Annotated in this window: 23 protein-coding genes and 1 riboswitch; of the genes, 2 read left to right on the top strand and 21 right to left on the bottom strand. The window is 70.7% G+C overall.

Annotated features, from left to right (window positions below; all coding sequences use genetic code 11):
- Both ACIBJF_RS36005 and ACIBJF_RS36000 read right to left on the bottom strand, forming a co-directional pair.
- Positions 1–129: hypothetical protein (locus ACIBJF_RS36005; protein ID WP_399180227.1), on the bottom strand; the 129-nt coding region annotated here is incomplete at its 3' end.
- Positions 126–914, bottom strand: coding sequence for an amino acid permease (locus tag ACIBJF_RS36000; RefSeq protein WP_399180214.1), 789 nt, complete (start codon positions 912–914; stop codon positions 126–128). The genes ACIBJF_RS36000 and ACIBJF_RS36005, both read right to left, overlap by 4 nt.
- A gap of 189 nt (positions 915–1,103) precedes the next feature.
- Between ACIBJF_RS36000 and ACIBJF_RS35995 the strand changes: the two genes are divergently transcribed.
- Positions 1,104–1,718, top strand: coding sequence for a TetR/AcrR family transcriptional regulator (locus ACIBJF_RS35995; RefSeq protein ID WP_399180212.1), 615 nt, complete (start codon positions 1,104–1,106; stop codon positions 1,716–1,718).
- A gap of 398 nt (positions 1,719–2,116) precedes the next feature.
- On the opposite strand, the gene ACIBJF_RS35990 is transcribed toward ACIBJF_RS35995, so the two are convergent.
- From ACIBJF_RS35990 to ACIBJF_RS35980, 3 genes are all read right to left on the bottom strand, one after another.
- Positions 2,117–2,902, bottom strand: a complete 786-nt coding sequence (locus ACIBJF_RS35990; protein WP_399180225.1) for an SGNH/GDSL hydrolase family protein — start codon at positions 2,900–2,902, stop codon at positions 2,117–2,119.
- Positions 2,903–3,127: 225 nt separating this feature from the next.
- Positions 3,128–4,030, bottom strand: a complete 903-nt coding sequence (locus ACIBJF_RS35985; protein ID WP_399180210.1) for a peptidoglycan DD-metalloendopeptidase family protein — start codon at positions 4,028–4,030, stop codon at positions 3,128–3,130.
- Positions 4,031–4,033: 3 nt separating this feature from the next.
- A riboswitch (cyclic di-AMP (ydaO/yuaA leader) is annotated at positions 4,034–4,217 on the bottom strand.
- Between the two features lie 269 nt (positions 4,218–4,486).
- Entirely contained in the window at positions 4,487–6,559 is a 2,073-nt protein-coding gene (locus tag ACIBJF_RS35980) for an alpha-galactosidase (protein ID WP_399180208.1), read from the bottom strand.
- A 175-nt stretch (positions 6,560–6,734) separates the two neighbouring features.
- Between ACIBJF_RS35980 and ACIBJF_RS35975 the strand changes: the two genes are divergently transcribed.
- Positions 6,735–7,532 (top strand): tyrosine-protein phosphatase, encoded by a 798-nt coding sequence (locus ACIBJF_RS35975; RefSeq protein ID WP_399180206.1) that lies wholly within the window; start codon positions 6,735–6,737, stop codon positions 7,530–7,532.
- A 51-nt stretch (positions 7,533–7,583) separates the two neighbouring features.
- Here ACIBJF_RS35975 and ACIBJF_RS35970 read toward each other — a convergent pair whose 3' ends face one another.
- The 16 genes from ACIBJF_RS35970 to ACIBJF_RS35895 form a co-directional block, all read right to left on the bottom strand.
- On the bottom strand, positions 7,584–7,706 hold the full coding sequence (locus ACIBJF_RS35970; protein ID WP_356311148.1) for a DUF6126 family protein: 123 nt from the start codon (positions 7,704–7,706) through the stop codon (positions 7,584–7,586).
- Positions 7,703–8,326: a helix-turn-helix domain-containing protein gene (locus ACIBJF_RS35965; protein WP_399180204.1), complete on the bottom strand. Its 624-nt coding sequence runs from the start codon at positions 8,324–8,326 to the stop codon at positions 7,703–7,705. The genes ACIBJF_RS35970 and ACIBJF_RS35965 overlap by 4 nt, the downstream gene beginning before the upstream one ends.
- Positions 8,327–8,467: 141 nt before the next feature.
- Positions 8,468–9,853: an aspartate aminotransferase family protein gene (locus tag ACIBJF_RS35960; RefSeq protein WP_399180202.1), complete on the bottom strand. Its 1,386-nt coding sequence runs from the start codon at positions 9,851–9,853 to the stop codon at positions 8,468–8,470.
- Between the two features lie 51 nt (positions 9,854–9,904).
- Positions 9,905–11,857 carry a 1-deoxy-D-xylulose-5-phosphate synthase gene (gene dxs / locus ACIBJF_RS35955; protein WP_399180200.1) on the bottom strand — a complete coding sequence of 651 codons (1,953 nt, stop codon included), beginning with the start codon at positions 11,855–11,857 and terminating at the stop codon, positions 9,905–9,907.
- A 39-nt stretch (positions 11,858–11,896) separates the two neighbouring features.
- Entirely contained in the window at positions 11,897–13,024 is a 1,128-nt protein-coding gene (gene ispG / locus ACIBJF_RS35950; RefSeq protein WP_399180198.1) for a flavodoxin-dependent (E)-4-hydroxy-3-methylbut-2-enyl-diphosphate synthase, read from the bottom strand.
- Positions 13,025–13,028: 4 nt separating this feature from the next.
- On the bottom strand, positions 13,029–14,054 hold the full coding sequence (gene hpnH, locus ACIBJF_RS35945) for an adenosyl-hopene transferase HpnH (protein ID WP_351807029.1): 1,026 nt from the start codon (positions 14,052–14,054) through the stop codon (positions 13,029–13,031).
- 5 nt (positions 14,055–14,059) lie between these two features.
- Positions 14,060–14,701 (bottom strand): 1-hydroxy-2-methyl-2-butenyl 4-diphosphate reductase, encoded by a 642-nt coding sequence (locus tag ACIBJF_RS35940; RefSeq protein WP_399180196.1) that lies wholly within the window; start codon positions 14,699–14,701, stop codon positions 14,060–14,062.
- Positions 14,702–14,703: 2 nt separating this feature from the next.
- Positions 14,704–16,731 carry a squalene--hopene cyclase gene (shc, locus tag ACIBJF_RS35935; protein ID WP_399180194.1) on the bottom strand — a complete coding sequence of 676 codons (2,028 nt, stop codon included), beginning with the start codon at positions 16,729–16,731 and terminating at the stop codon, positions 14,704–14,706.
- 121 nt (positions 16,732–16,852) lie between these two features.
- Entirely contained in the window at positions 16,853–17,917 is a 1,065-nt protein-coding gene (locus ACIBJF_RS35930; RefSeq protein ID WP_399180223.1) for a polyprenyl synthetase family protein, read from the bottom strand.
- A gap of 71 nt (positions 17,918–17,988) precedes the next feature.
- Complete coding sequence (gene hpnE / locus ACIBJF_RS35925) at positions 17,989–19,422, bottom strand: hydroxysqualene dehydroxylase HpnE (protein ID WP_399180193.1); 1,434 nt, start codon at positions 19,420–19,422, stop codon at positions 17,989–17,991.
- Positions 19,419–19,547, bottom strand: a complete 129-nt coding sequence (locus ACIBJF_RS35920; RefSeq protein WP_351807025.1) for a DUF6380 family protein — start codon at positions 19,545–19,547, stop codon at positions 19,419–19,421. The genes hpnE and ACIBJF_RS35920 overlap by 4 nt, the downstream gene beginning before the upstream one ends.
- A complete protein-coding gene (gene hpnD, locus ACIBJF_RS35915; protein ID WP_399180190.1) occupies positions 19,547–20,509 on the bottom strand; it encodes a presqualene diphosphate synthase HpnD in 963 nt (320 codons plus the stop codon). The genes ACIBJF_RS35920 and hpnD overlap by 1 nt, the downstream gene beginning before the upstream one ends.
- Positions 20,506–21,402 (bottom strand): squalene synthase HpnC, encoded by an 897-nt coding sequence (hpnC, locus tag ACIBJF_RS35910; protein WP_399180188.1) that lies wholly within the window; start codon positions 21,400–21,402, stop codon positions 20,506–20,508. The genes hpnD and hpnC overlap by 4 nt, the downstream gene beginning before the upstream one ends.
- A gap of 359 nt (positions 21,403–21,761) precedes the next feature.
- Entirely contained in the window at positions 21,762–22,502 is a 741-nt protein-coding gene (locus ACIBJF_RS35905; protein WP_399180221.1) for an ABC transporter ATP-binding protein, read from the bottom strand.
- 79 nt (positions 22,503–22,581) lie between these two features.
- Positions 22,582–23,511: an ABC transporter permease gene (locus ACIBJF_RS35900; protein WP_399180186.1), complete on the bottom strand. Its 930-nt coding sequence runs from the start codon at positions 23,509–23,511 to the stop codon at positions 22,582–22,584.
- Between the two features lie 59 nt (positions 23,512–23,570).
- Positions 23,571–24,443: a glycosyltransferase family 2 protein gene (locus ACIBJF_RS35895; RefSeq protein ID WP_399180219.1), complete on the bottom strand. Its 873-nt coding sequence runs from the start codon at positions 24,441–24,443 to the stop codon at positions 23,571–23,573.
- Between the last annotated feature and the right edge of the window lie 5 nt (positions 24,444–24,448).

The raw sequence follows: 24,448 nt of genomic DNA, 5'->3' as shown, positions 1-24,448 counted from the left end.
GCGCGGACGGGAGGTTTCGGAGTTGCTGCCGCGCTTCATGTTCTCCACGTCCACCGAGGAGAACCGGCGCTCACGACCGACCCACGTGAACGGGACCTTGCCGTCCAACGCCCACTGCCGAAGCGTCATCGGGTGTATCCCGAGACGCTTCGCAGCCTTGGACATACGCAGCAACTCCACCCACGCAACAATACATGCACAACACTAGGGATTACCAATGAAGTTGGTGAGCCTACGTAGTTGAAGATCAGCACGGGGACGAGGGCGACGAAGCCGGCGTACGTCGGGGTGAAGCCGCCGACGGGCAGGGCGTGGACGCCATTGCGGACGGCGTAGACGACGACCGAGACGAGGAAGAAGCCCAGCAGCACGACCCGGGCGACGGCACCGGCGATCGGCACCCACTTCCCGATCCGCACCGACTGTACGACGGCCAGCGCGCCGCCCCAGATGAACACGAACCTCGCGACGTACTTCCAGGCGCCGGGCAGCGGGGTGAAGAACTCCTCCCAGGTCGTCAGGGCGATGATGCACAGGCTGCCGCCCACCCAGACCGGGTTGGATATCCAGTACAGGAGCTGGTTGACGCCGGCGGTCAGGCGCCCGAAGGCCAGCCGGGTCCACACGTACGGGCCGCCCTGGACCGGGAAGGCGGCGCCGAGTTCGGCGACGAGCAGGCCGTACGGCAGGAAGAAGGCGAGCGCGAGGATCGCCATCCAGGTCAGGCCCTGCGGCCCCTGGGCGGCCACCGAGCCGATGGTGTCCAGGCCGACGAGCGTGCAGATGAGGAAGAACAGCACGTCGAGCCGGCGCAGGTCCTTGCGGAGCCGGGTGCGCTGCTCGCCCCAGCCGGCGGAGAGATCGGGGGTGTCGGGGCCTTGCGGATGCGCGGAGGTGGTCGGGGCGTGGGTCACGGGCGGACTCCTACGGGCGCGGGCTGACTCCTACGACGGCGGGGGGTGGCGGTGGCACGGCGGCCGACTGTGACAGCGGACCGCTTACTGACTGAACGAGCAGTCAGTAGTGCGGTACTGTGGCGCCGCCCGCACAGGGGTGTCAAGAGGTCGTCGGCGCATGTCCGGGCGGCTGTGTAGGGTGACCGCGTGGCGAGAGTGCGGTTGAGCGTGGCCGAGCGGCGGGAGGAGCTGCTGCGGGCCGCCATCGGGCAGATCGAGGCGCGGGGCGTGGCGGCGGTCAGGATCGCCGACGTGGCCGCGGCGCTCGGGGTGAGCAACGCGCTGGTGCTGTACCACTTCTCGACGAAGGAGAAGCTGGTCGCTGCCGCGTTCACGTACGCGGCGGAGGACGATCTCGCGCACTTGCGCAAGCTGCTGGGCCGGCGGACGTCCGCGCTGCGCCGGCTGCGGGCCGCGGTGCGCTGGTACGCGCCGACCGGGCAGGCCAAGGGCTGGCGGCTGTGGATCGAGGGCTGGGCGGTGGCGCTGCGCGAGCCGGCCCTGCGGGAGGTCACCCGGGACCTCGACAAGCAGTGGAAGGCGGCGATCGCCGAGGTCATCGCCGAGGGAGTGGCGGCGGGCGAGTTCTCCTGCGCCGATCCGATGGGCGCCGCGCTCCGGCTGACCGCGCTGCTGGACGGGCTCGCCGTCCAGCTGACGTCGTACCCGGGAGCGGTGCCGCGAACGCGCGCGCAGGAGTGGGTGGACGAGGCGCTCGCTCGGGAACTCGGGCTGGAACGGGCAGAGTTGACGGAGCGCTAGTGCCCTGGTTCCGGCTGCGGGCGGCGGGGCCTTCCAGCCGACGCGAGCCGGAGGCCATGGGGTGCGCGCCCGCACGAGTACGTTCCAGTCCGACGCACAGCCTCAAGGCGCCCGAGGGAGCCGACGCGCGACGACGCCGGATGTGCGCGCGCCTGCCCGGGCTCGCCGCCCTAGCCCGTGAGGCGGGCCGCCCGGTGCCCGCGGTCACGGCGACGGGCCGCCCCGGCACGACACACGTCCCGATCGGCCTCGGGTCCTGCCCGACACCGTGCGATCGATTCCCGGAGCGGGCCCCGCATTGCCCCGCCCGTCCGACTGAGGAACACCAGACACACACCCCGCCCCCCTGCAGCCGTGCCCCGCACCACATTCCGCGGCACGGGGCCCGTGGGCGCCGGTCAGGCCACCGAGGCGATGCGCATCTTGATGTCGTCGGGCGACAGGGTGCCCTTCGCCGTCACATGGTCGCCGGAGGACTCGCCGCGCAGTCGGCGGCCGATCCACGGGACGAGGTACTCGCGAGCCCAGTGGACGTCGTCGCGGCGGATCTCCAGGGTGCCCCGGGGCGGTTGCGGCGGCCACGGCTGCTCCGGGTCGGCCGGTACCTCCAGGCCGAGGGCCTGACCCGCGCGCAGCGCCACGCGTGTGTGCCCCTCGGGTGAGAGGTGCAGACGGTCGTTGTCCCACGCCCTGCGGTCCTGCACGGACTTCAGGGACCACAGGTCGAGCACCGGGCAGCCGTACCGGTCCGCGATGGCGCGGACGTGCCCGTTGTACGTGGCGATCTTGCCGCGCAGATGCTTGAGCACGGGGACGCCACGGGTGTCGAAGCCGGTCGTCACCATGACCGTGCCGGCCACCTCGGTCAGCCGGGCCACGGCCCGTTCGAAGCGCTCGGCCACCTCGTCCGGGTCGGTGCCGGGCCGGATGATGTCGTTGCCGCCCGCGCAGAAGGAGACCAGGTCCGGGGCCAGTTCCACAGCCTTGGGGAGCTGGTCCTGCACGATCTGGTCGAGCAGTTTCCCGCGGACCGCGAGATTGGTGTACTGGAAGTCGCCCTCGGGCTGCCGGTCGGCGAGCAATACCGCGAACCGGTCGGCCCAGCCCACGAACGCCCCGTCGGGCCCCGGGTCGCCGACGCCCTCGGTGAAGCTGTCCCCCACCGCCACGTACGACCCGATCACTGATCTGTTGTCACTCTTCGAATCGTCTGCCACGTCGGACCATGATTCACCTTCATATGTGACTTACGCGACCGTAAGGAGGGGTTGACGAACGGTGAGATGTGACACCCTTAAATAATTTGCCAATCCAGGAATAGGGCCGGACGGTACGCCGAAGGCCGGACCCGGGGGGTGTGGGTCCGGCCTTCGGCGGCGTGTCGGGAAGGTGGTCCGGGTGCTCGGGCGTCAGACGACCGGGACGCCGTGCGCGCGGAGGTAGGCGACCGGGTCGATGTCCGAGCCGTAGTTCGGCGTGGTGCGGATCTCGAAGTGCAGGTGCGGGCCGGTGACGTTGCCGGTGGCGCCGGACAGGCCGATCTGCCGGCCCGTGGTCACGGTCTGCCCGGCCGTGACGGAGAGCTGGGACAGGTGGCCGTACTGCGCGTAGTGGCCGTCGTTCAGCCTGATGACGACCTGGTTGCCGTAGGCGCCGCCCCAGCCGGCGGAGACGACCATGCCCGCGCCGACGGACTTGACCGGGGTGCCGGTCGGTACGACGAAGTCGACTCCGGTGTGGTGGCCGCTGGACCACATGCCGTCGGCCACGTGGTAGCCGGTGCCGACGGTCGCGCCGGTCACCGGGAGGGTGAAGCCGGCGGCGGTGGTCGTGGCGGCGGCTCCGGTGGACTCGGGCGCCGGGGCCGCCTGGGGCGCGGCGGACCGGGTCTTGGCCGACGACCGGCTCGGGGCGGCGGGCTCGGTGCGGGTCTGTACGGCTTGCGTGCCGAGCGCGAGCTTCAGGCCCGGGTGGATCAGCGAGGGGTCGTCGCCGACGGCCTCGCGGTTGTCGTCGTAGAGGCGGTGCCAGCCGCCGGCGACATGCTGCGCGCCGGCGATCGTCGAAAGGCAGTCACCGGATCGCACCGTGTAGGTGCGCACGGGCGGATTCGTCTGCGCGACGGTCTTCTTCGCCGGGGACTGAAGGGCCCGCACCGACTTTGCGGAAATGCCCTGCGTGGTGGTCGCGGCGTGCGCTCCCGTGGTTCCGATGAGCGGGAGGGCCAGAGCGGCGCCACCGGTTCCGGCAACGGCGATCGACCGGGAGAGACGCGGGGTCTTGGGACGTCGGTGCTTACCCTTCGCGGGCATGGCGCATTTCCTCTCCGACGCCTGCGAGGTCAGCTGTCGGGTTCGGGCTGGAGCGGCCCGGCCGCCGTGGCGGCTTCACCCCGACCCTGTCGCGGAGACCGGACAGGCGGTCGTACCTGGTGGGTCCCCCGCTCCTGCCGAACGCGGGTCAACTGTGGAACTCGGCAGGACTCGGCGTTCCGTCCGGAGTGGTGGGGAACGTAAGCGAGCGGGACGCACGGAAACAAGCGGCGGTTCCCGGCATTCACCGTCCCGGAGATCGAATGCGGGAATTCACGGTCACCCTCCGTGAATTCCCGCATCCCAGGGTCTTTCAATTCCCCTTTTCAGCATGGGAATTACGTGGACATGACGCGCGACTCACGGTCACGGATATGAAGCTCCTCACGCATGGTCCGGCTACGAACCCTTATTCCTGAGCGAGTTGGAACGAAGGCGCCAATCCGGGCAGAAAGCTCAGATGCGGCGCAGTCGGAGGACCGTCGCATCCAGGTCGCCCTTGAGCCCGGTACGCAGCCCGTGGTGCAGCAGGACGGCACCGCGGTGCACTTCCCCCGTTTCGCGGCACTCGTACGACGCCGTGGGGTCGAGCCCGCGCAGGCGCAGCGCCGGCACCGGCTCGCCGTAGCTCTGCGCCTGGAGCCAGGCGAGGACCACCGTCTCCTCCCCCAGGACGTACTGGACGGCGCTCAGACCGCCGGCCGGGGGGCGCAGCCGGTACTGCTCGCCCTGCTGGACGACCGGACGGATCTCCTTGTAGAGGTCGACCCACCGCCGGGCCTCGGCCAGCTCCTGGTCGGTCCACTCGGTGAGGTCGCCGCCGACCCCGAGGACGCCCGCCATGGCGCTGACGAACCGGAAGCGCAGGGAGCTGACCCGGCCGTTGAGCTGGGTGTTCGGGCTGTCGGTGACCCAGGCGGCCATGACCCGGGCGGGGTGGATCTGGCTGAAGCCGTGCTGGATGGCGAGCCGGTCGAGCGGGTCGGTGTTGTCGGAGGTCCACACCTGGTCGGTGCGGCTCATGACACCGAGGTCGATCCGGCCGCCGCCGCCCGAGCAGGACTCGAAGGCGACCCGCGGGTGGGCCGCGCGCAGCCGGTCCAGCAGGGCGTAGAAGGCGCGGACGTGGTCCACCCACAGGCGCTGCGGGTACGGCTCCCCGGGCCAGCCCGCGTCGGTGAAGCAGCGGTTGAAGTCCCACTTCACATAGTCGATCGGCGCGCTGGAGAGCAGGGTGTCCAGCTGCTCCCAGAGGTACTCCTGGACGTCCTCGCGGGCGAGGTTGAGGACGAGCTGGTTGCGCAGTTCCGTCCGCTTCCGTCCCGGCTGGTACTGCACCCAGTCGGGGTGGGCGCGGTACAGGTCGCTGTCCGGGTTGACCATCTCGGGCTCGACCCAGATGCCGAACTGCATGCCGAGGCCGTGCACCTGGTCGGCGAGGGGCTTCAGCCCGTGCGGGAAGCGGTCGGGGTTGGGGGTCCAGTCGCCGAGGCCCGCGCGGTCGCTGGTGCGGGCGCCGAACCAGCCGTCGTCCACGACGAACAGCTCGACGCCGATCCCGGCGGCCCGGCGGGCGAGCGCGAGCTGCTGCTCCTCGGAGATGTCGAAGGTCGTCGCCTCCCAGGAGTTGAACAGCACCGGCCGGTCCCGCCCGGCGTCCGGGATGACGTACGCGCGCTGGTAGGCGTGCCAGGTGCGGCTCGCGGCGCCGAAACCGCCGTCGCTCCACAGCCCGGCGAAGACGGGAGTGGTGTACGACTCCCCCGGCTGAAGGAGCAGCAGGCCCGAGTCGTCATAGCCGGCGCCGCCCGTGATCTGCACGCGCGCGTCCGGGAGTTGCGCGACCGCGATGCGCCAGGAGCCGGACCAGCCGAGCGCGCAGCCGTAGACCTCGCCGTGTTCCTCGGTGGCGTCGGTGTCGAGCGCGACCCAGGGCAGGTGCTGGTGGCCGGTGTGGCCGCGGCGGCTGCCGATGACCTTCTCGCCGTAGGTGAGCGGGGCGGTGGTGAGACGGGACTCGGCGGCCCAGCGGCCGTGCAGCTGGGAGAGCCGCCAGCCGTCGCGCTCGGGCAGGGTCCAGGTGGCCGCGTCGGCGCGCAGCAGCTCCACGCGTGCGTGCGTGCCGTTCGCCACGGTGACCCAGCGCTCGACCACGTCTGCCCGCATCCGGTAGTGCAGGGTGACGGCGAGGCCGTCGTCGTCGAAGCGCAGCCGCAGCTCGTCGTCCTGTGTGTCGTACGACACGAAACGCCACTCGGTGCCGCGGCGCTCCTCGGTGCGCACGGACAGGGCGGGACGGACGAAGCGGGGCCCGCCCTCGACGGGGTACTCCTCGCGGCCGTCGAGCGGGGACTCGAAGGGCCAGTAGCCGGGCAGCGGGTGCACGGCCAGGGCCTCCGCGTCCGGGAGGGCGATCCGCGGCCCCCAGTGCAGGTGGAGCAGCTCGTCCGCGTCGGTGAGATGCAGGGCATAGCTACTGGTGGGCCCCGACAGGAGCCAGGTACGACCGTCTTCGGCGATGTCCACCACGAAAAGACCTCACAGGTGCCAACAGATCCGCTCAAGTGCCAACATCATCAGGGGGCGCGACCCCTGGTGACAATGCCTGTGGACAACTCCTTGCCCGAGGAAACCGATGTCGTATGGTCGACGGAGCGCCCGCCGGCGAGATGCGACGGCGGGGCCCGACCCGGGAGGAGCCCCCGTGACGCAGCAGGTCCCGTCGACCGAGCCGGAGCTGGCCGGTGTGCGCAATTTCCGTGACGTGGGCGGACTGCCCACCACGGACGGACGGCGGGTGCGTCACGGCGTGCTGTTCCGCAGCGGGCACCTGGCGCACGCGACGGAGGACGACGCGGCCTTCCTCGCCTCCCTGGGCCTGCACACGATCTTCGACTTCCGCAACGCGGCCGACCAGAAGCTGGAGGGCCCGGACATCGAGCTGCCCGGCGTGCGGAACGTGAACCTGCCGCTGAGCGACCCGGCGGACGGCGCCGAGTTCTGGAAGATGGTCCGCGACGGCGACCTCGACCAGCTGCGCGGCATCCTGGACGACGGCAAGGGGGCGGCCCGGATGATCGCCTCGTACCGGTCGATCGTCACAGAGCGTACCGCCGAGCACTCCCAGGTGCTACGCGCCCTCGTCGAGGACAGCGTGCCCGCCCTGATGCACTGCGCGGCGGGCAAGGACCGCGCGGGCATCTCCATGGCGGTGACGCTCCTCGCGCTCGGTGTGGAGCGCGAGGCGATCGTCACCGACTACCTGGAGTCCAACGCCAAGCACCGGCGCTACAAGGTCCGCCGCAGCGGCAGCGCGGACACGGCGTACACCCCGGAGATCATGGAGCTGCTCAGCCCCCTCTTCGACGCCCGCGCCGAGTACCTGCAGGCGGCGTTCGAGACCATCGAGGAGACCTGGGGCGGGGTGGACACCTACCTGGAACGGGGCCTCGGTCTCACCCCGGCGTCCCGCGACGTGCTGCGCGAGCGTCTGCTGGACTGACCGGCCCAGGACCGTGTCCGGCAGCAACGGCGGCATGACGGCCCGGACGGGTCAGTTCTTCGCCCCCAACGCGAACAGCAGGAAGAGGAACGCGGCGAGGAGATGACCGGCGGCGATGTAGATGATCAGCCGGATCCACAGGGAACGGGGGAACTTCGTTTCGAGGTCGCTCATGGCAGCTCTCCGGTCAGCGGGCCCAGGCACAGCGTGGCCGTGGGGCTCTGCAACAGGGTGTGGACGAACAGCAGCTCGACGCCGTCGTGATCCACGGCGGCGAGGCGGTGTGGGGTGAGGGAGTCGAAGTGCGCGCTGTCGCCAGGCGCGAGCAGGTGCGCGGCGTCACCGAGGCGCAGCCGCAGCCGGCCCCGGAGGACGTAGAGCCACTCCTCGCCCGGGTGGACGCGCACGATGTCGCCCTGCGAGCCGTACGGCACGCGCACGCGCAGGGCCTGCATGCCGCGGCCCGGCGCCCCCGCCTGGAAGTACGTCCAGCCGCCCGCCCGGGTCGGCTCCATGTCGCCGGCCCGCACGATCGCGTCACGGTCGGCGACCGTCTCGCCGAGCAGTTCGGAGACGGTCGTACCGTAGATACGGGCGAGGGCCAGCAGCATCGGCAGCGACGGCTGCCGCTGTCCGGTCTCCAGCCGGGACAGATGGGCCGGTGAGAGCCCGGCGGCGCGGGCCGCGGCCTCCAGGGTGAGGCCGGTGGTCCGGCGCAGTGCCCGCAGCTGCGGCGCGACGGAGGGCAGCTCGTCGCCCGGGCCCGCCGGTGGTCCGGCGTCTGAGGGGTTCATATCTCCATTCAGCGCCTGTTTTGCCTATGTGGCAATTTTTTTGCCTGTGAGGCAAGAACCGGGGCCCGGCGACTCGCCCCAGAAACACCGCCGTCCCGCCCCGGGCCGTGCCGGTGCGGGACGGAGGCGGGCGCGGTGGGGTCAGCGGTTGGCCACCGCCTGCTTGATGAGTGTCTTGCCGAAGTCCCACATCAGGCCGCCGCCGCTGTGCGCGTCGTCCATCACCGCCGCGAACGCGTCCACGAACCGCTCGACGTCCGCCTCGTCGATGATCAGCGGCGGGATCAGCTTGATCACCTCCAGGTGGTCGCCGGAGACCTGGGTGAGGATCCGGTGCCGCTGCAGCAGCGGCACGACGACCATCTGCGCGAACAGGCCCTTGCGGGCGGCCTGGAGCATGGTCCAGCGGCTGCGCAGCTTCAGCGAGGAGGGCCTGCCGAACTCGATGCCGATCATCAGGCCCCGGCCGCGGACGTCCGCGAGCAGCTCGTAGGTGTCGACCATCGCGGTCAGCCGGGACTTCAGCAGCTCGCCCGTCTTGCGCACGCCCGCGACGATCTGCTCGTTCTCCATGACCGACAGCACCGCGAGTCCGCACGCCATCGCCTGCGCGTTGGAACCGAAGCTCGCCGAGTGGACCAGGACCCGGTCCATGGACGAGTAGACCTTCTTGAAGATCCAGTCCTTGCCCAGGGTGGCGCCGACCGGGACGTACCCGCCGGACAGCGCCTTGGCCACGCACACCAGGTCGGGTTCGACGCCGTCCTCGTGCTGGTAGGCGTAGAAGTCGCCGGTGCGGCCGAGACCGGTCTGCACCTCGTCGGCGATGAGCAGCGCCTTGTGCTTGTGCAGCAGCTCCTGCGCGGCGCGCAGATAGCCGGGAGGGGCCTCGTGCACCCCCTTGCCCTGGATCGGCTCCACGATCAGCGCGGCCACGTCGCCCTTCTTCAGCTCCCGCGCCAGGGCGTCGAGATCACCGAGGGGGACGGCGGTGTCGGGCAGCAGCGGGGCGAAGCCGTCACGGAAGCCGTTCTCGCCGTTGACCGACAGGGAGCCGGCCGTCAGGCCGTGGAAGGCGTGCTCGCAGTAGAGGATCCTGGGCTTGCCGGTGGCGTACCGGGCGAACTTCAGGGCCGTCTCGACGGCCTCCGTGCCGCTGTTGCCGAAGAACACCCGGTCCAGGTGCGGGCTGTGGGTCAGGAGCCGTTCGGCGAGCAGTCCGGGCAGCGGCTGGCAGTCGAACCGGGTGAGGTCGGCGAGGTCCAGGTCGAGCACGTCGTGCAGCGCCTTGCGGACGACCGGGTGATGGCGGCCAAGGCCCATCACCCCGAACCCGGCGAGCATGTCCAGGTGGTCGTTGCCGTCCGCGTCGAAGAAGTGGGCGCCCTCGGCCCGCTCGTAGACCTTGTCGAAGCCGATGGTGTGCAGCATGCGCGGGAGCTGCGGGTTGAGGTGCTTGGTGTGCAGCTCGTAGCGTTCGGCTCCGCGCTCGGCGAGCAGGGCGCCGAGGTCGAACTCCGTGCTCATTCACTCTCCTTGTCAGTGCCCCGAGGGACGCGGGGCCGAGTCGGTGCGCGGCTACCGCCGCGAGGGCGCGACGAGCCCCGACGGCGCCGCGGACGCGATGCGGCCTTTCCCGGCACTGCCGGCCCCGCGCACGGCGTCCCGCACCGCGAGACCGGCGCTGATCCGCCCGGCGATCTCGACGGGCGTGAGACCGATGTCGGCCAGCACCTCACCGCGCTTGGCGTGCGCGAGGAACTGCTCCGGGATGCCGAACCGCCGTACCGGCACGTCCACGTCGGCGTCGCCCAGGGCCAGCGCCACGGCCGAACCGACGCCCGCGGAGCGGCTGTTGTCCTCCACCACGGCCACCAGCCGGTGTTCGGCGGCGAGGCCCGGCAGCGATGGGTCGACGGGCTTGACCCAACGGGGGTCCACCACCGTGCAGTCGATGCCGCGCGCCGCCAGCAGGTCGGCCGCCTGGAGGCACACCGGGGCCATCGCGCCGACGGCCACCAGCAGCACCTCGGGGCGCTCGGCACGGTGCAGCACGTCCATGCCGCCGACCCGGTCGACGGCCGGGATGTCCGGGCCGACCGACTCCTTCGGGAAGCGGACCAGGGTCGGCGCGTCGTCCACGGCGACGGCCTCGCGCAGCTGGGCGCGCAACTGGCCCGCGTCACGCGGGGCGGCGATCCTGAGACCGGGGACGACCTGGAGGATCGACATGTCCCACATGCCGTTGTGGGAGGCCCCGTCGACGCCGGTGACGCCGGCCCGGTCGAGGACGAAGGTGACGCCGCAGCGGTGCAGGGCGACGTCCATCAGCAGCTGGTCGAAGGCCCGGTTGAGGAAGGTGGCGTAGACGGCGACGACCGGGTGCAGCCCGCCGGTGGCGAGGCCGGCCGCCGAGACGGCCGCGTGCTGCTCGGCGATGCCGACGTCCCACACGCGGTCGGGGAAGCGCTCGGCGAACTTGCCGAGGCCGACCGGGTGCAGCATGGCCGCGGTGATGGCGACGACATCGTCCCGTTCCTCGCCGATCCTCACGATCTCGTCGCCGAACACCGAGGTCCAGGAAGGTCCGTTGGACGGTGCGAGGGGCTCACAGGTCAGCGGGTCCATCACACCGACGGTGTGGAAGTGGTCCTCCTCGTGGGCGAGGGCGGGCTCGTAGCCGCGGCCCTTCTCGGTGAGGCAGTGGACCAGCACCGGGCCGTGGAAGCGTTTCGCGCGGCGCAGCGCCGACTCGACGGCCTTGACGTCGTGGCCGTCGATCGGGCCGACGTACTTCAGGCCCAGGTCCTCGAACATGCCCTGCGGGGCGAAGGCGTCCTTGAAGCCCTTCTTCGCGCCGTGCAGGGACTCGTAGATGGTGTTCCCCACGATCGGAGTGCGCAGCAGTACGTCCTTGCCCCAGGCGAGGACCTTCTCGTAGCTGTCGGTGGTGCGCAGGGTGGCCAGGTGCTTGGCGAGGCCGCCGATGGTCGGGGCGTAGGAGCGTTCGTTGTCGTTGACGACGATGATCAGCGGGCGGTCCTTGGCGGCCGCGATGTTGTTCAGCGCCTCCCAGGCCATGCCGCCGGTCAGCGCGCCGTCGCCGATGACCGCGACCACATGGCCCTTCTCCCCCTGCACCTGGTTGGCCTTGGCGAGGCCGTCGGCCCAGCCGAGCGCGGTGGAGGCGTGGCTGTTCTCGATGACGTCGTGCTCGGACTCCTCGCGTGAGGGGTAGCCGGACAGTCCGCCCTTGCCGCGCAGCTTGGAAAAATCCTGACGACCCGTCAGCAACTTGTGTACGTAGGACTGGTGGCCCGTGTCCCACAGGATGCGGTCGACCGGCGACTCGAAGACCCGGTGGAGCGCGATGGACAGTTCCACCACCCCCAGGTTGGGCCCGAGGTGACCTCCGGTCCTCGATACCGCCTGCACCAGGAACTCGCGTATCTCATGGGACAGTTCACCGAGTTCCGCCTCGGACAGCGCCTTCAGGTCGCGTGGTGTCCGGATGGTCTCCAGAATGGTCACGCTGTGCCCCCTCTCGGTCCGTGCCGTGCTCTGCTCAACTCATTCGTCGGCGGGGATCGTCCGCTCGGCGAGCTTCATGGCCTCCTCGATGAGGGTCTCCACGATCTTCGACTCGGGGACGGTCTTGATGACCTCGCCCTTCACGAAGATCTGCCCCTTTCCGTTGCCCGAGGCAACTCCGAGGTCGGCCTCGCGGGCCTCGCCGGGACCGTTCACCACGCACCCCATCACCGCGACCCTGAGCGGCACTTCCATGCCGTCGAGGCCCGCCGTGACCTCCTCCGCGAGCTTGTAGACGTCCACCTGGGCCCGGCCGCAGGACGGACAGGAGACGATCTCCAGGCGCCGCTGCCTGAGCCCCAGCGACTGGAGGATCTGGATGCCGACCTTGACCTCCTCGGCGGGCGGAGCGCTCAGCGACACCCGGATCGTGTCGCCGATGCCCCGGCTGAGCAGCGCCCCGAAGGCCACCGCCGACTTGATCGTGCCCTGGAACGCCGGGCCGGCCTCGGTGACCCCCAGGTGCAGCGGGTAGTCGCACTTCTCGGCGAGCTGCCGGTAGGCCTCGATCATCACGACCGGGTCGTTGTGCTTGACCGAGATCTTGATGTCCCGGAAGTCGTGCTCCTCGAAGAGCGACGCCTCCCACAGCGCGCTCTCCACCAGCGCCTCCGGGGTGGCCCTGCCGTACTTCTGCAGCAGCCGCCGGTCCAGGGAGCCGGCGTTGACGCCGATCCGGATCGGCGTGCCGTGGTCCTTCGCGGCGCGCGCGATCTCCTTCACCTGGTCGTCGAACTTCTTGATGTTGCCCGGGTTCACCCGAACCGCCGCGCAGCCGGCCTCGATGGCCGCGAAGACGTACTTCGGCTGGAAGTGGATGTCCGCGATCACCGGGATCTGCGACTTGCGCGCGATGGTCGCGAGGGCGTCCGCGTCGTCCTGGGTGGGGCAGGCGACGCGGACGATCTGGCAGCCGGACGCGGTGAGTTCCGCGATCTGCTGCAGGGTGGCGCCGATGTCCGACGTACGGGTCGTCGTCATCGACTGCACCGACACCGGGGCCCCGCCCCCGACCGCCACCGGCCCGACCTGGATCTGCCGCGACTGCCGCCGCGGCGCGACCGGCCGGGCCGGTACCTCGGGGACGCCCAAGGGCACGGCGGTCATCGCCTCAGCCCTGCTTTCCGCTCGTCATCGTCTCGCGCGCGGCCCGCAGGGACTCCTTCAGGGAGCCCATCGTGGCCAGTACGGCGGTCGGCTCGTAGCCGCAGTGCGCCATGCAGTTGGCGCAGCGCGGGTCCTTGCCGCGGCCGTACTTGTCCCAGTCGGTCTCCTCGACGAGTTCGCGGTACGTGGACACGTATCCGTCGCTCATCAGATAGCAGGGGCGCTGCCAGCCGAAGAGCGAGTAGCTCGGGATCGCCCACGCCGTGCAGGGGAAGTCGACCTTGCCCTCCAGGAAGTCCAGGAAGAGCGGGCTCTGGTTGAGCCGCCACTTCCTGCGGTTGCCGCCCGCGAACGCCTTCTTGAACAGCTCGCGGGTCTGCTGCACACCGAGGAAGTGCTCCTGGTCGGGGGCCTTCTCGTAGGCGTAGGCGGGCGAGAGCATCATCTCGTCCACCTTCAGGTCGTCGTTGAGGTAGTTCAGCACCTCGATGACGGTCTGCGGGGTGTCGGTGTTGAAGAAGGTGGAGTTGGTGGTCACCCGGAAGCCGCGCCGCTTGGCCTCCTTGATGGCCTCCACCGCCTCGTCGAAGGTGCCCTCCTTCGCCACCGAGGCGTCGTGCCGCTCGCGCAGCCCGTCGATGTGCACGGCCCACGCGAAGTACGGCGAGGGCTTGAACTTGTCCATCTTCTTGCGCATGAGAAGGGCGTTCGTGCACAGGAACACGAACTTCTTCTTGGCGACCAACTGCCGTACGATCTCATCGATCTGAGGGTGCATCAACGGTTCGCCACCGGCGATGGACACCATCGGCGCACCGGATTCCAGCACCGCGCCCACGGCCTGGGCGACGGGCATGCGCTGCTTGAGGACGCCCGCCGGATGCTGGATCTTGCCGCAGCCCTCGCACTTGAGGTTGCACGCGAACAGCGGCTCCAACTCGACCAGCAGGGCGAACTTGTCCCGCTTCTTGAGCTTCTGTTCGAACAGGTACGTAGCGACCTTGATTGTCTGGCGCAACGGCATGGCCATCTGGCTCACCTCCGGGGGAGCAGCAAAGAACGGTGCCATTCGAAAAATGCAGGAAGAATGGAACGAAGAACACGGAAAGCGGATATTCCGCCGCGTACGGTGCCGATCCGGACGAGTTCATGTTCGGGAGCGTCCACGACCACCCGTACGGCCGCGACCGGGCGCTGACCGCCGCGGACGGCCGTGAGGAGCGTGGCCGCCGACTCCATGTCGACCGCGATCGCTCCGGTCGCGAGCAGGTCGGACCGCTCATGGCCCCGGACCACATGGTCGGAGCCGGTGAGCGGGCCGGTGTGGACCGTGCGTCCGGGCAGGATGCGCACGAGTTCCTGGACGAGCAGTTCGGTGCCCACGCAGGCGACGGCGCCGCGCGGGTCCCGGGTCTCCTCGGCGACCACCAGGTCGCCGGGGTGCATACCGGGAGCGAGCCCGGCGCAGAAACCGGTGGCCATCACGGCCGCGCCGGCCAGCGCCGGGCCCGCGAGCTGCCGGGTGACGGAGCGTTCCGCCGCACGGGGACCCATGCCCGTACGGAGGAAGCTGACCGGCCCGTCCGCCCCGCTCCTGTCCCCGGAGCGCAGGGCGAGGTGCTCGATGCCGAGCGCGCAGGCGATCAGCAGCGGGACGGGTGCGGGCCGGGTGGTCAAAGTCAGCTCCCCTTCGCCTCGGACAGCGGTTTCCGGGTGAGGAGGCCGCGCTCGAAGGGGTCGCCGTGCAGATACCGGCCGAGCGCGGTGAGCGGGAAGACCTGCCGGTACAGGTGGTAGTTGATGGAGAAGTCCCAGGGGAAGCCGGTGCCGGTGAAGTACGGCTCGTCCCAGGTGCCGTCCTCGCGCTGGGTGTCAGCCAGCCACTGGATGCCGCGCTCGACGGCCTTGGAGTCCTTCTCCCCCGCCGCGAGCAGCGCCATCAGCGCCCACGCTGTCTGCGAGGCGGTGGAGGCGCCACGGCCGCTCCACTCCTTGGCGTACTTGTAGGAGCGCAGGTCCTCGCCCCAGCCGCCGTCGTCGTTCTGCACGCTCTCCAGCCAGCCCACCGCCCGCCGGATCGCCGGGTGCGAGCCGGGCAGCCCGGCCGCGGTCAGCGCGGGCACCACCGAGCCCGTGCCGTAGACGTAGTTGACGCCCCAGCGGCCGAACCACGAGCCGTCCGGCTCCTGTTCGGCGAGCAGCCAGTCGACGCCGCGCCGGGTGCGCGGGTCGTGGGCGAGCCCCTCGGCGGCGAGCATCTCCACGACGTGCGCGGTGACGTCGGCCGACGGCGGGTCGATGACCTCGCCGAAGTCGCAGAACGGCAGCCGGTTCGGGAACGGGCTGGTGTTGTCGACGTCGAAGGCGCCCCACGCGCCGTTCTTCGACTGCATCCCGAGGTTCCAGCGCACCGCCCGCCCGATCGGCCCGTCCACGCGGTCGGGGTCGTGGTGCCGGACCCGGCGCAGCGCGAGGGCGACCTCGGCGGTGTCGTCGATGTCGGGGTAGTTGTCGTTGTGGAACTCGAACGCCCAGCCGCCCGGCGGGAGTCCGGGTCGGCGCACGGCCCAGTCGCCGGGCCGGACGATCTCCTCGCCGAGCATCCAGTCGGCCGCCTTGACCAGTTGCGGGTGGTCGACGGGGAGACCCGCGTCGACGAGAGCGATGGTGGCGAGGCAGGTGTCCCACACCGGGGACTGGCAGGCCTCGATCATCCGGGCGCCGTCCTCGCGCCATACGGCGAAACGGTCCAGCGAGGCGAGGCCCTCACGCATCACGGGATGTTGGAGGTCGTAGCCGAGCAGGTGCAGGGCGATGACCGAGTACACGGCCGGGGGCTGGATGCCGCCCCAGCAGCCGTCGTTCTCCTGCCGCTCGATGATCCACCGGGCCGCCGAGTTCATCGCGGCCTTGCGGAGTCTGCGCACGGCGACCTTGCGGTAGCCGCGGACCACCTTGTCGAGCCGCTGGAACAGCCCGTCCCAGCTCACCACCGGGGCGAGGGGCTGCGGCGGGTTGGGGTTCGCCGGGTCGGTGTGCAGCTCGTCCAGCGGGAACGGCGCCGGGCGCACCGGGCGCTTGGCGGAGACGATGGTGAGCGGCACGATCGTCTGCCGCGCCCAGCAGCCGAAGTCGTAGATGTTGAGCGGGAACCAGGTGGGGAAGTAGATCAGCTCCGGCGGGAGCTCGGGCAGGTCCTCCCACTTCCACCAGCCGAACAGGGCCAGCCAGATCCGGGTGAAGACACGGGAGGCGGCGATACCGCCGCGCTCACGGATCCAGGCTGAGGCCTTGGCCATGTGCGGCTCGTCGGGCGCGTCGCCGGCCAGGCGCAGCGCGACATAGGCCTCCACGGTGGTGGACAGTTCGCCGGGCCCGCCGTAGAAGGTGGCCCAGGTGCCGTCCTCGCGCTGCTCGCCGCGGATGAACTTGGCGGCGGCCTGCGTGGTCTTGTCGTCGCGGATTCCCAGGAACTGGCGGAGCAGCAGGTCCTCGGCGTCCATGGTGACGTTCGTCTCCAGGTCGCCCTTCCACCAGCCCTCGGCGTCCTGCCGCGCGAGCAGGAAGTCGGTGGCGCGCCGTGCGGCGCGTGCGGCGGCTTCTTGTACCCCGGCCGTCTCGGGGGTGGTGATGGCGGTGGTGTCGCTGGCCGCGGCAGCGCGGGACGGCACAGTCGCCCCGGTGCTTCCGTCGGTCGTCGCTGTCATGGCTTCCCCTTCGTGCAGTCGTGCGAGTCGTGCTGCTGTGGGTCCGCCGTCGGCCGGTGTCCTGATGCCGATCCTCGGACACCGGCCGGCGACTACGCGAGGCGTGTTGGGCCGATAGTGATCATCTCTTTCGTACGACGACGAAGTCGGCGAGCGCCGTGAAGGAGTCGCGCACCCGGTCGGGCATGTCGACGGCGTCAAGGGCTTCGATGGCGATGGTGTGCTGCCGGCGTGCTTCCTCGGCCGTCCAGTCGCGGCCGCCGGCCTGCTCGATGAGAGCCGCGCGGGCCGCGAACTCCTCCTCGGAGAAGTTCTCGAAGTCGCTGCTCTTGGCGTCCGCGGCGAGGATCTCACCGAGCCGCTCGGAGGCGGAGCCGCCGGCCGCGAGCGCGGCGACGACCGGCAGGGACTTCTTGCGCTGGCGCAGGTCGCTCCAGGTCTGCTTGCCGGTGGCCTCCGGGTCGCCCCAGATGCCGAGCAGGTCGTCGACGGCCTGGAAGGCGAGGCCGAGGTGGTAGCCGTACCGCTCCAGGGCGTCGGCTGTGGCGGTGTCGGCGCCGCCGAGGACCGCTCCGATGGAGCTGGACGCGGCGAGCAGCGCGCCGGTCTTGTTGCCCTCCATCTCCAGGCACTCCTCGACGGTGACCCGGTCGCGGTGCTCGTAGGAGATGTCCTGCGCCTGACCGTCGATCAGGGCGCGGGTGGCGGTCGTGAGCCTGCGGGTGGCGCGGCCGGCCTCGACGGTGCCGAGCTCCAGCAGGATCTCGTTGGCCAGGGCGAACAGGGCGTCGCCGACCAGGATCGCCTGGGCGGGGCCGTGCACCTTCCAGACGGTGTCGCGGTGCCGGCGCTGCTCGTCGCCGTCCATCAGGTCGTCGTGCAGCAGCGAGAAGTTGTGGACGAGTTCGACGGCGACGGCGCCGGGGATGCCCACCTCCGGCGCGGCGCCGGTGACCTCGGCGGAGAGCACGGCGAGCGCGGGACGCACGGCCTTGCCGCCGTCGCCGTCGGCCGGATTGCCCTGGGCGTCGATCCAGCCGAAGTGGTAGGCGGCGACGGTGTCCATCGGAGACGCCAGCCGGTCGACGGCCGCACGCAGGACCGGGGTGGCCAGGGTGCGGCCGCGCTCCAGCAGCGCGGTCACGTCCACCGCGGCCCGTGGGGCGGGCGTCGAGGCCGGGGGCACAGTGGGCACAGTCTCTCCTCTTGTTGCGGTACCGGGGGTGCGGGGGCCTGCCGTGGGCTCCTGATCGAGCATCAGGCCGCCTCCTCGAACTCGAAGAGATGGCGGGGGCGGGGCCGGCCCAGGGCACTGAGGGCGGCATCGGCCGCGCTCACTCCACTGCGGACCGCACTCTCCATGGTCGCGGGCCACCCTGTGGCGGTCCACGCTCCGGCCAGGTACAGGCCGGGGGCCTTGGTGCGGGCGCCGGGCCGCAGCCGCCCGACGCCAGGGGTGGGGGCGAACGTGGCCGTGCGCTCCCGGGTCACGAAGAAGTCCTTCACCACGGCGCCCCGCGTACCCGGGATCAGCCGCTCCAACTCGGGCAGGTAGCGCTCGCGCAGTTCGGCGACCGGCAGATCGATCTCCTCCTGCGCGGCCGACTGGGACAGTGCGAGGTACTGACCCTCGCTCAGTCCGGAGGCATCGGTGCGGTCGAACACCCACTGCACGGGGGTGCCGAGGGCCGCGAAGAAGGGGCGCGCGAGCACCTTGCGGTCGTAGACGACATGGACGTTGAGGATCGGCGCGGTGCCGATGTCCAGCAGCTGCCCGGGGGCGTCGAGGGCGCCGGGCGGCAGCAGGTCGTGGGCCTCGCGCTGGGGAACGGCGAGGACGACGGCGTCGGTTTCCAGGCGCTCGCCGGGAACCTGAACGCTCCAGGTGCCGTTCTCGTTGATAGAGACGGAGGTGACGCGTGTACGGACCTCGGTACGGACGCCCGCGGAGTCGAGCGCCTTGCGGGCCAGCCGGTCGTGCAGTTCGCCCAGCGGGACGCGGGCCCAGCCGATGTCGGCCGCGCCCGGGTCGGACAGCAGACCGGTCTTGAACACCATCGCGGCGAGCCCCAGCGAGGCGTCGCCCGCGACCGCGTTGAGGGTGGCGACCCCGACCAGGTCCCACAGGGCCTCGACGGCGCGCGCCGACTGGCCGTGCGCGGCCAGCCAGCTGCCGAAGTCCTGCGTGTCCAGGGCCGGATCGGCGAGGTCGAGCCCCTTCAGCGCGAGCGCGGCCCGCCCGACCGCGGCGCGCTCGGCGAGCGAGAGGTGCGGATAGGCGGCCAGGCTGCGCCCCAGATGGAGGGGGACGGGCAGCGGGTCGCGCCGCAGCCGGCCGAGCCGCCTGCCCTCGGGCTTGGCGACGTCGACGACGGGCACGTCCAGGCGGTCCTGCAGCGGTGCCAGCGCCGCGCCCTCGATCCGGTCGAGGAACCAGCGGTAGGCGGTGCAGCAGCGCAGGTACACGTGCTGGCCGTTGTCGGCGGTCAGGTCGCCGCGCTGGAAGGAGAAGGCGAGGCCGCCCAGCCTGGGCCTGCCTTCGAGCAGGGTGACGCGCATGCCCGCGTCGGCGAGCGCGAGTGATGCGGTGATCCCGGCGAGCCCGCCGCCGACCACGACGGCGCTGCGGCCTGCCGCACCCTCTTCTCCCGCGGTGGCGTGCTGCTGTGCGGGGCGTGAGCCGTCGCTCATCGTGCGTCCTTCCGTGCGTGGCGAGCGTGCAGGTTGAACGGTGCACGGTCGGCCGTCGCAGTCAGGGACGCCACGCCGCAGTGGAGGGTTGCCTGCCGCGTGTCTCCTGGTTCGGTGAGGTCCATCAGCCGCGCCTCCTGACCGAGCGCGGGGAGACCTGGCGGCTCACATGCCGGGTGTCCAGACCCGACAGACCGCGCACGGCCACATACGCCTTCTCGCGTCCGGGCAGCGAGACCCGGCCGCGCAGCACGGCCTCCGGGTCGCGCTCGATGCGGTCCAGCAGCCGGCGGTAGATGCCGGCCATGGCGGCGACGCACGCGCCGCTGCGCCGGTCGAGCATGGGCAGCAGCTGGTAGCCCTCGGCGAACAGGGCGCGGGCCCGGCGCACTTCGAAGTGCACGAGGCCCGCGAAGTCCGCGCCCTCCGGCGGGGTCGGGCCATGGAACCCGGCGGAGCAGCCGAACTTGGCGAGGTCGTCGGCGGGCAGATAGGTACGGCCGCCGGCCGCGTCCTCGCGGACGTCCCTGAGGATGTTGGTCAGCTGCAGGGCGAGGCCGAGCGTGTCCGCGTACTCGGGTGCGCGCTCGGCGCCGCGCGCGCCCGGTTCGGTGCCGAACACGCCGAGCGAGAGGCGGCCGATGGCACCGGCGACACACCGGCAGTAGACCTTCAGGTCGTCCCAGGTCTCGTAGGTCTCGCCGCGCACGTCCATCTGGACGCCGTCGATGAGCTCGTCGAGCCCGCCGAGCGGGATCGGGAAGGCGCGCGCGGCATGGGCGAGGGCGACGGCGACCGGATCGGTGTCGTCCTCCTCGACCTCGTCCTCCCGGACCCGGGCGAGCAGCGCCCGGGTGTCCTCCAGCCGCTTCAGCTTCACCTCGTCGGCCAGGTCGCCGTCGCCGATGTCGTCCACGCGCCGGGAGAACGCGTACAGCGCCGACATGGCGCGGCGCTTGGGCGTGGGCAGCAAGCGGATGCCATAGGCGAAGTTGCGCGCCTGCTGCCCGGTGACGGTCTCGCAGTAGCTGTAGGCGGCGAGTACCGGTGCGGACACGTGCGACGGAGAATCCACGGTCTGGATCACCCCTCTCCTCGCAGGATCACGCCCGCCTCACGCAGCAACTGGACCTTGCCGGGTCGGGGCGGGCCGGGAAGTACGTCGTATTCGGCGGCGGCGATCGCCCTGATCGCCGCCCTTCCCCCCGCCACGAACCCTGCGAGCAGCAGCTTCAACCTGCCGTTGACGCTACCCACCAGGGGGGCGCCTTCATTCAGCAGATCGCGGGCGCGTTGCACCTCGTATGCAACCAGGGCGCGCACCGATGCGCTCGCGGTTTTCGCGGAGAGATCCGTTTCCTGGACGTGAAAGCGCTTCATGTCCGCGGCCGGGAGGTAGATCCGGTCGCGGCCGAGGTCCTCCGCGACGTCCTGGAGGTGTTCCACGATCTGCAACGCGGTGCAGATCGCGTCGGAGAGCCGGATCCGCTCGGGGGTCGAGGTGCCGGTGACGGCGAGGACGAGGCGGCCGACGGGGTTGGCGGACAGTTCGCAGTAGGCGAGGAGGTCGTCGTAGGTCTCGTAGCGGGTGACGAGCTGGTCCTGGCGGTTGGCGGCGATCAGGCCGAGGAAGGGCTCGGGGGTGAGGGAGCGACGGCGGACGGTGGCCTGGAGGCGGCGCAGCAGGGGGTGGCGCGGAGCGCCGTCGAAGACGCGGCGCAGGTCGGCCTCGAAGGCGTCGAGGAGGACCAGGCGGTCCTCGGACTCGGCCGGCGACACGCCGAGCAGCCGGGCGTCGGCACCGCCGGGGGCGAGGTCGCCGTCACCGATGTCGTCGACGAGGCGGGCGAAGCCGTAGACGGCCATGAGGTCGGTGCGCCAGGCCTTGGGCAGGAAGAAGGGGGCCACGGGAAAGTTCTCGCTCGTGGCCTTGTCCAGGGTGGCGCGCTCCGGATCCGACGCCGTTTCGGTGGCCGTCACCGGGCGCTGCCATGCGCGGGGACGGCACATGCTGCGTTGAGCTGGGGAGTTTCCGTAGCCATTGCCGTCACATCTCCCGTTCTACACTGCCGACCCAATAGACACTATTTCGGACACGCCGCCCGGCAATCCGCGGGGTCGCCCTGGCGCGGGGTGTCGCGCATTATCGCCCCACTTGCCGCTTTCCGGCACCGGTACAGCTTACGTTGTACAACGCGGCGAGGTCCGTCGGGGTGTCCTGCACATCACAACAACACACCGATTGGCTCCAAGATTCCTCAGATCAAACGGAGTTGACGGTTCCTTTGCATACGCCGGCCCCGCCGGACGGCTTCCGGCGGGGCCTTGGCCGAAACGGGCTACTTGCCCGTGAACTTCTCGTACTCCTTCAAGACCTCTTCGGTCGGTCCGTCCATGCGCAGCTCGCCGCGCTCCAGCCACAGGACGCGGTTGCAGGTGTCGCGGATGGACTTGTTGTTGTGACTGACCAGAAACACCGTGCCGGCCTCCTTGCGCAGTTCCCGGATGCGTTCCTCGGAGCGCTTCTGGAACTTGCGGTCACCGGTGGCGAGCGCCTCGTCGATCATGAGGACGTCGTGGTCCTTGGCGGCGGCGATGGAGAACCGGAGCCGGGCGGCCATACCGGAGGAGTACGTGCGCATCGGCAGGGTGATGAAGTCGCCCTTCTCGTTGATGCCCGAGAAGTCGACGATGTCCTGGTAGCGCTCCTTGATCTGCTCCCGGGACATCCCCATGGCGAGACCGCCCAGGGTGACGTTGCGCTCACCGGTCAGGTCGTTCATCAGGGCCGCGTTGACGCCGAGCAGCGAGGGCTGGCCGTCGGTGTAGACCCTGCCCTTCTCGGCGGGCAGCAGGCCGGCGATGGCGCGCAGCAGCGTGGACTTGCCGGAGCCGTTGGAGCCGATCAGGCCGATGGCCTCGCCGCGGTAGGCGACGAAGGACACACCGCGCACGGCGTGCACCTTGCGCACCCCGCGCTCCTCGCCGCGCTTGATGATGCGGCTCAGGGCGGCCGTCGCGCTGCCCTTGCCGGTCTTGGCGCCGTTGACGCGGTAGACGATGTGCAGGTCGTCCGCGATGACGGTGGGGCGAAGCTCCCCGGTGTTCCGCTCCGCGTTCTGCTCGGCGTTCTGCCCTGCGTTGTGCTCGGCGTTCAGCTCAGCCACGGCCGTACCTCTCCTCCGCCTTCCAGAAGTACACGAAACCGCCGGCGAAGACGACCACGGCCCAGAACAGCGCGATGGCCCACACGTGCGGCGGCAGGTTCGAGGCGCCGTAGCCGTCGATCAGCGCGTAGCGCATCAGGTCCATGTAGACGGCGGCCGGGTTGACCTGGAGCAGCCGGACCGCGATCTCGGAGCGGCCCTCCATCATCTTGTTGATGGAGAACATCACACCGGAGGTGTACATCCAGGTACGCAGGATGAACGGCATCAGCTGGGCGAGGTCCGGCGTCTTGGCGCCCATGCGGGCCACGATCATCGCGAGCCCGGTGTTGAACAGGAACTGCAGCAGCAGGACCGGCACGATCAGCAGCCAGGCGGGGCTCGGGTAGCTGCCGAAGCCGATCGCCACGACGAACATCACGATCATCGAGAACAGCAGCTGCTGGAGCTGCTGCAGCGAGAAGGAGATGGGCAGCGAGGCGCGCGGGAAGTGCAGGGCGCGCACCAGGCCGAGATTGCCGGAGATCGCACGGACACCCGACATGACCGAGCTCTGCGTGAAGGTGAACACGAACACGCCCGTGACCAGGAACGGGATGTACACGTCCTGGGACAGACCGCGGCTCGCGTGCAGGATCACGCCGAAGATGAAGTAGTACACGCCCGCGTTCAGCAGCGGCGTCGCCACCTGCCACAGCTGGCCCAGCTTGGCCTGGCTGTACTGCGCCGTCAGCTTCGCCTGGGAGAAGGCGAGGATGAAGTGGCGCCGCCCCCACAGCTGGCGGACGTACTCGGACAGCGAGGGCCGGGCGCCGCTCACGGCGAGCCCGTACTTGGCGGCGAGCTGCGCCGCCGTCAGTCCCTCGTCGGGCGACGGTATCGCGCTCACCGCGACACCGCCGTCATGGGTTGTGTGACTCACGAGTGGAAATCCGGACTCTCTTTGGTAAGAAGCTTGCTCTCTTCGGTAAGAGAAGCTTCTCAGATCACCGGGGGACGGCCCAGCCGGGTCAGCCGCCACACCGTGCGCCAGCGCATCGGGCGGCGGGGGCCGCACGGCGTGGTCCAGCCCTCCTTGAAGCCGCCGAACCAGGCCCGCAGCGCCGGACGGGAGGGGCGGCGCAGCAGGGTGAGCAGCAGCCAGACCCCGAGGTAGACGGGGACCAGCAGGGCGGGGAGATTGCGGCGGGCCAGCCAGACGCGGTTGCGGGCGACCATGCGGTGGTAGACCGCGTGCCGCGAGGGCGCGGTCGTCGGGTGGTACAGCACCATGTCGGACCGGTAGTCGATCATCCAGCCGGCGTCGAGGGCCCGCCAGGCCAGGTCGGTCTCCTCGTGGGCGTAGAAGAACTCGTCCGGCAGCCCGCCGACCTCGGCGAACACCCGGGTACGGACGGCGTTGGCGCCGCCCAGGAAGGTGGTCACCCGGGAGGAGCGCATCGGGTCGGAGGCGCGCAGCCGGGGCACATGGCGGCGCTGGGTCTCGCCGGTCTCCGGATCGGCGATCCGGAAGCTGACGATGCCGAGCTCCGGATCCGCGGCGAAGGCCTCGCGGCACAGCTCGGCGGTGTCGTCACGGGCGAGCAGCCCGTCGTCGTCGAGGAAGAGCAATATGTCGACATCCCGGCCGCCGGGGCCGAAGGCCTCTATGCCGACGTTGCGGCCGCCGGGGATGCCCAGGTTCTCGGGCAGCTCGATCGTCCGTACGCCTTCGGGGACGTCCGGGACGGGCGAGCCGTTGCCGACGACCACCACCTCCACCGGGTCGCCGTCCTGCTTGGCGACCGAGTCGAGCAGGGCCCGCAGCTCCTCGGGGCGGTTGCCCATGGTGATGACAACGGCGCCGACCCGCATGGCCG

This window comes from Streptomyces sp. NPDC050743 (assembly GCF_044456925.1).
Lineage (GTDB): Bacteria > Actinomycetota > Actinomycetes > Streptomycetales > Streptomycetaceae > Streptomyces.
The sequence above is the reverse complement of the archived record's forward strand: the minus strand, read 5'-3'. Positions and strand labels throughout refer to the sequence as shown.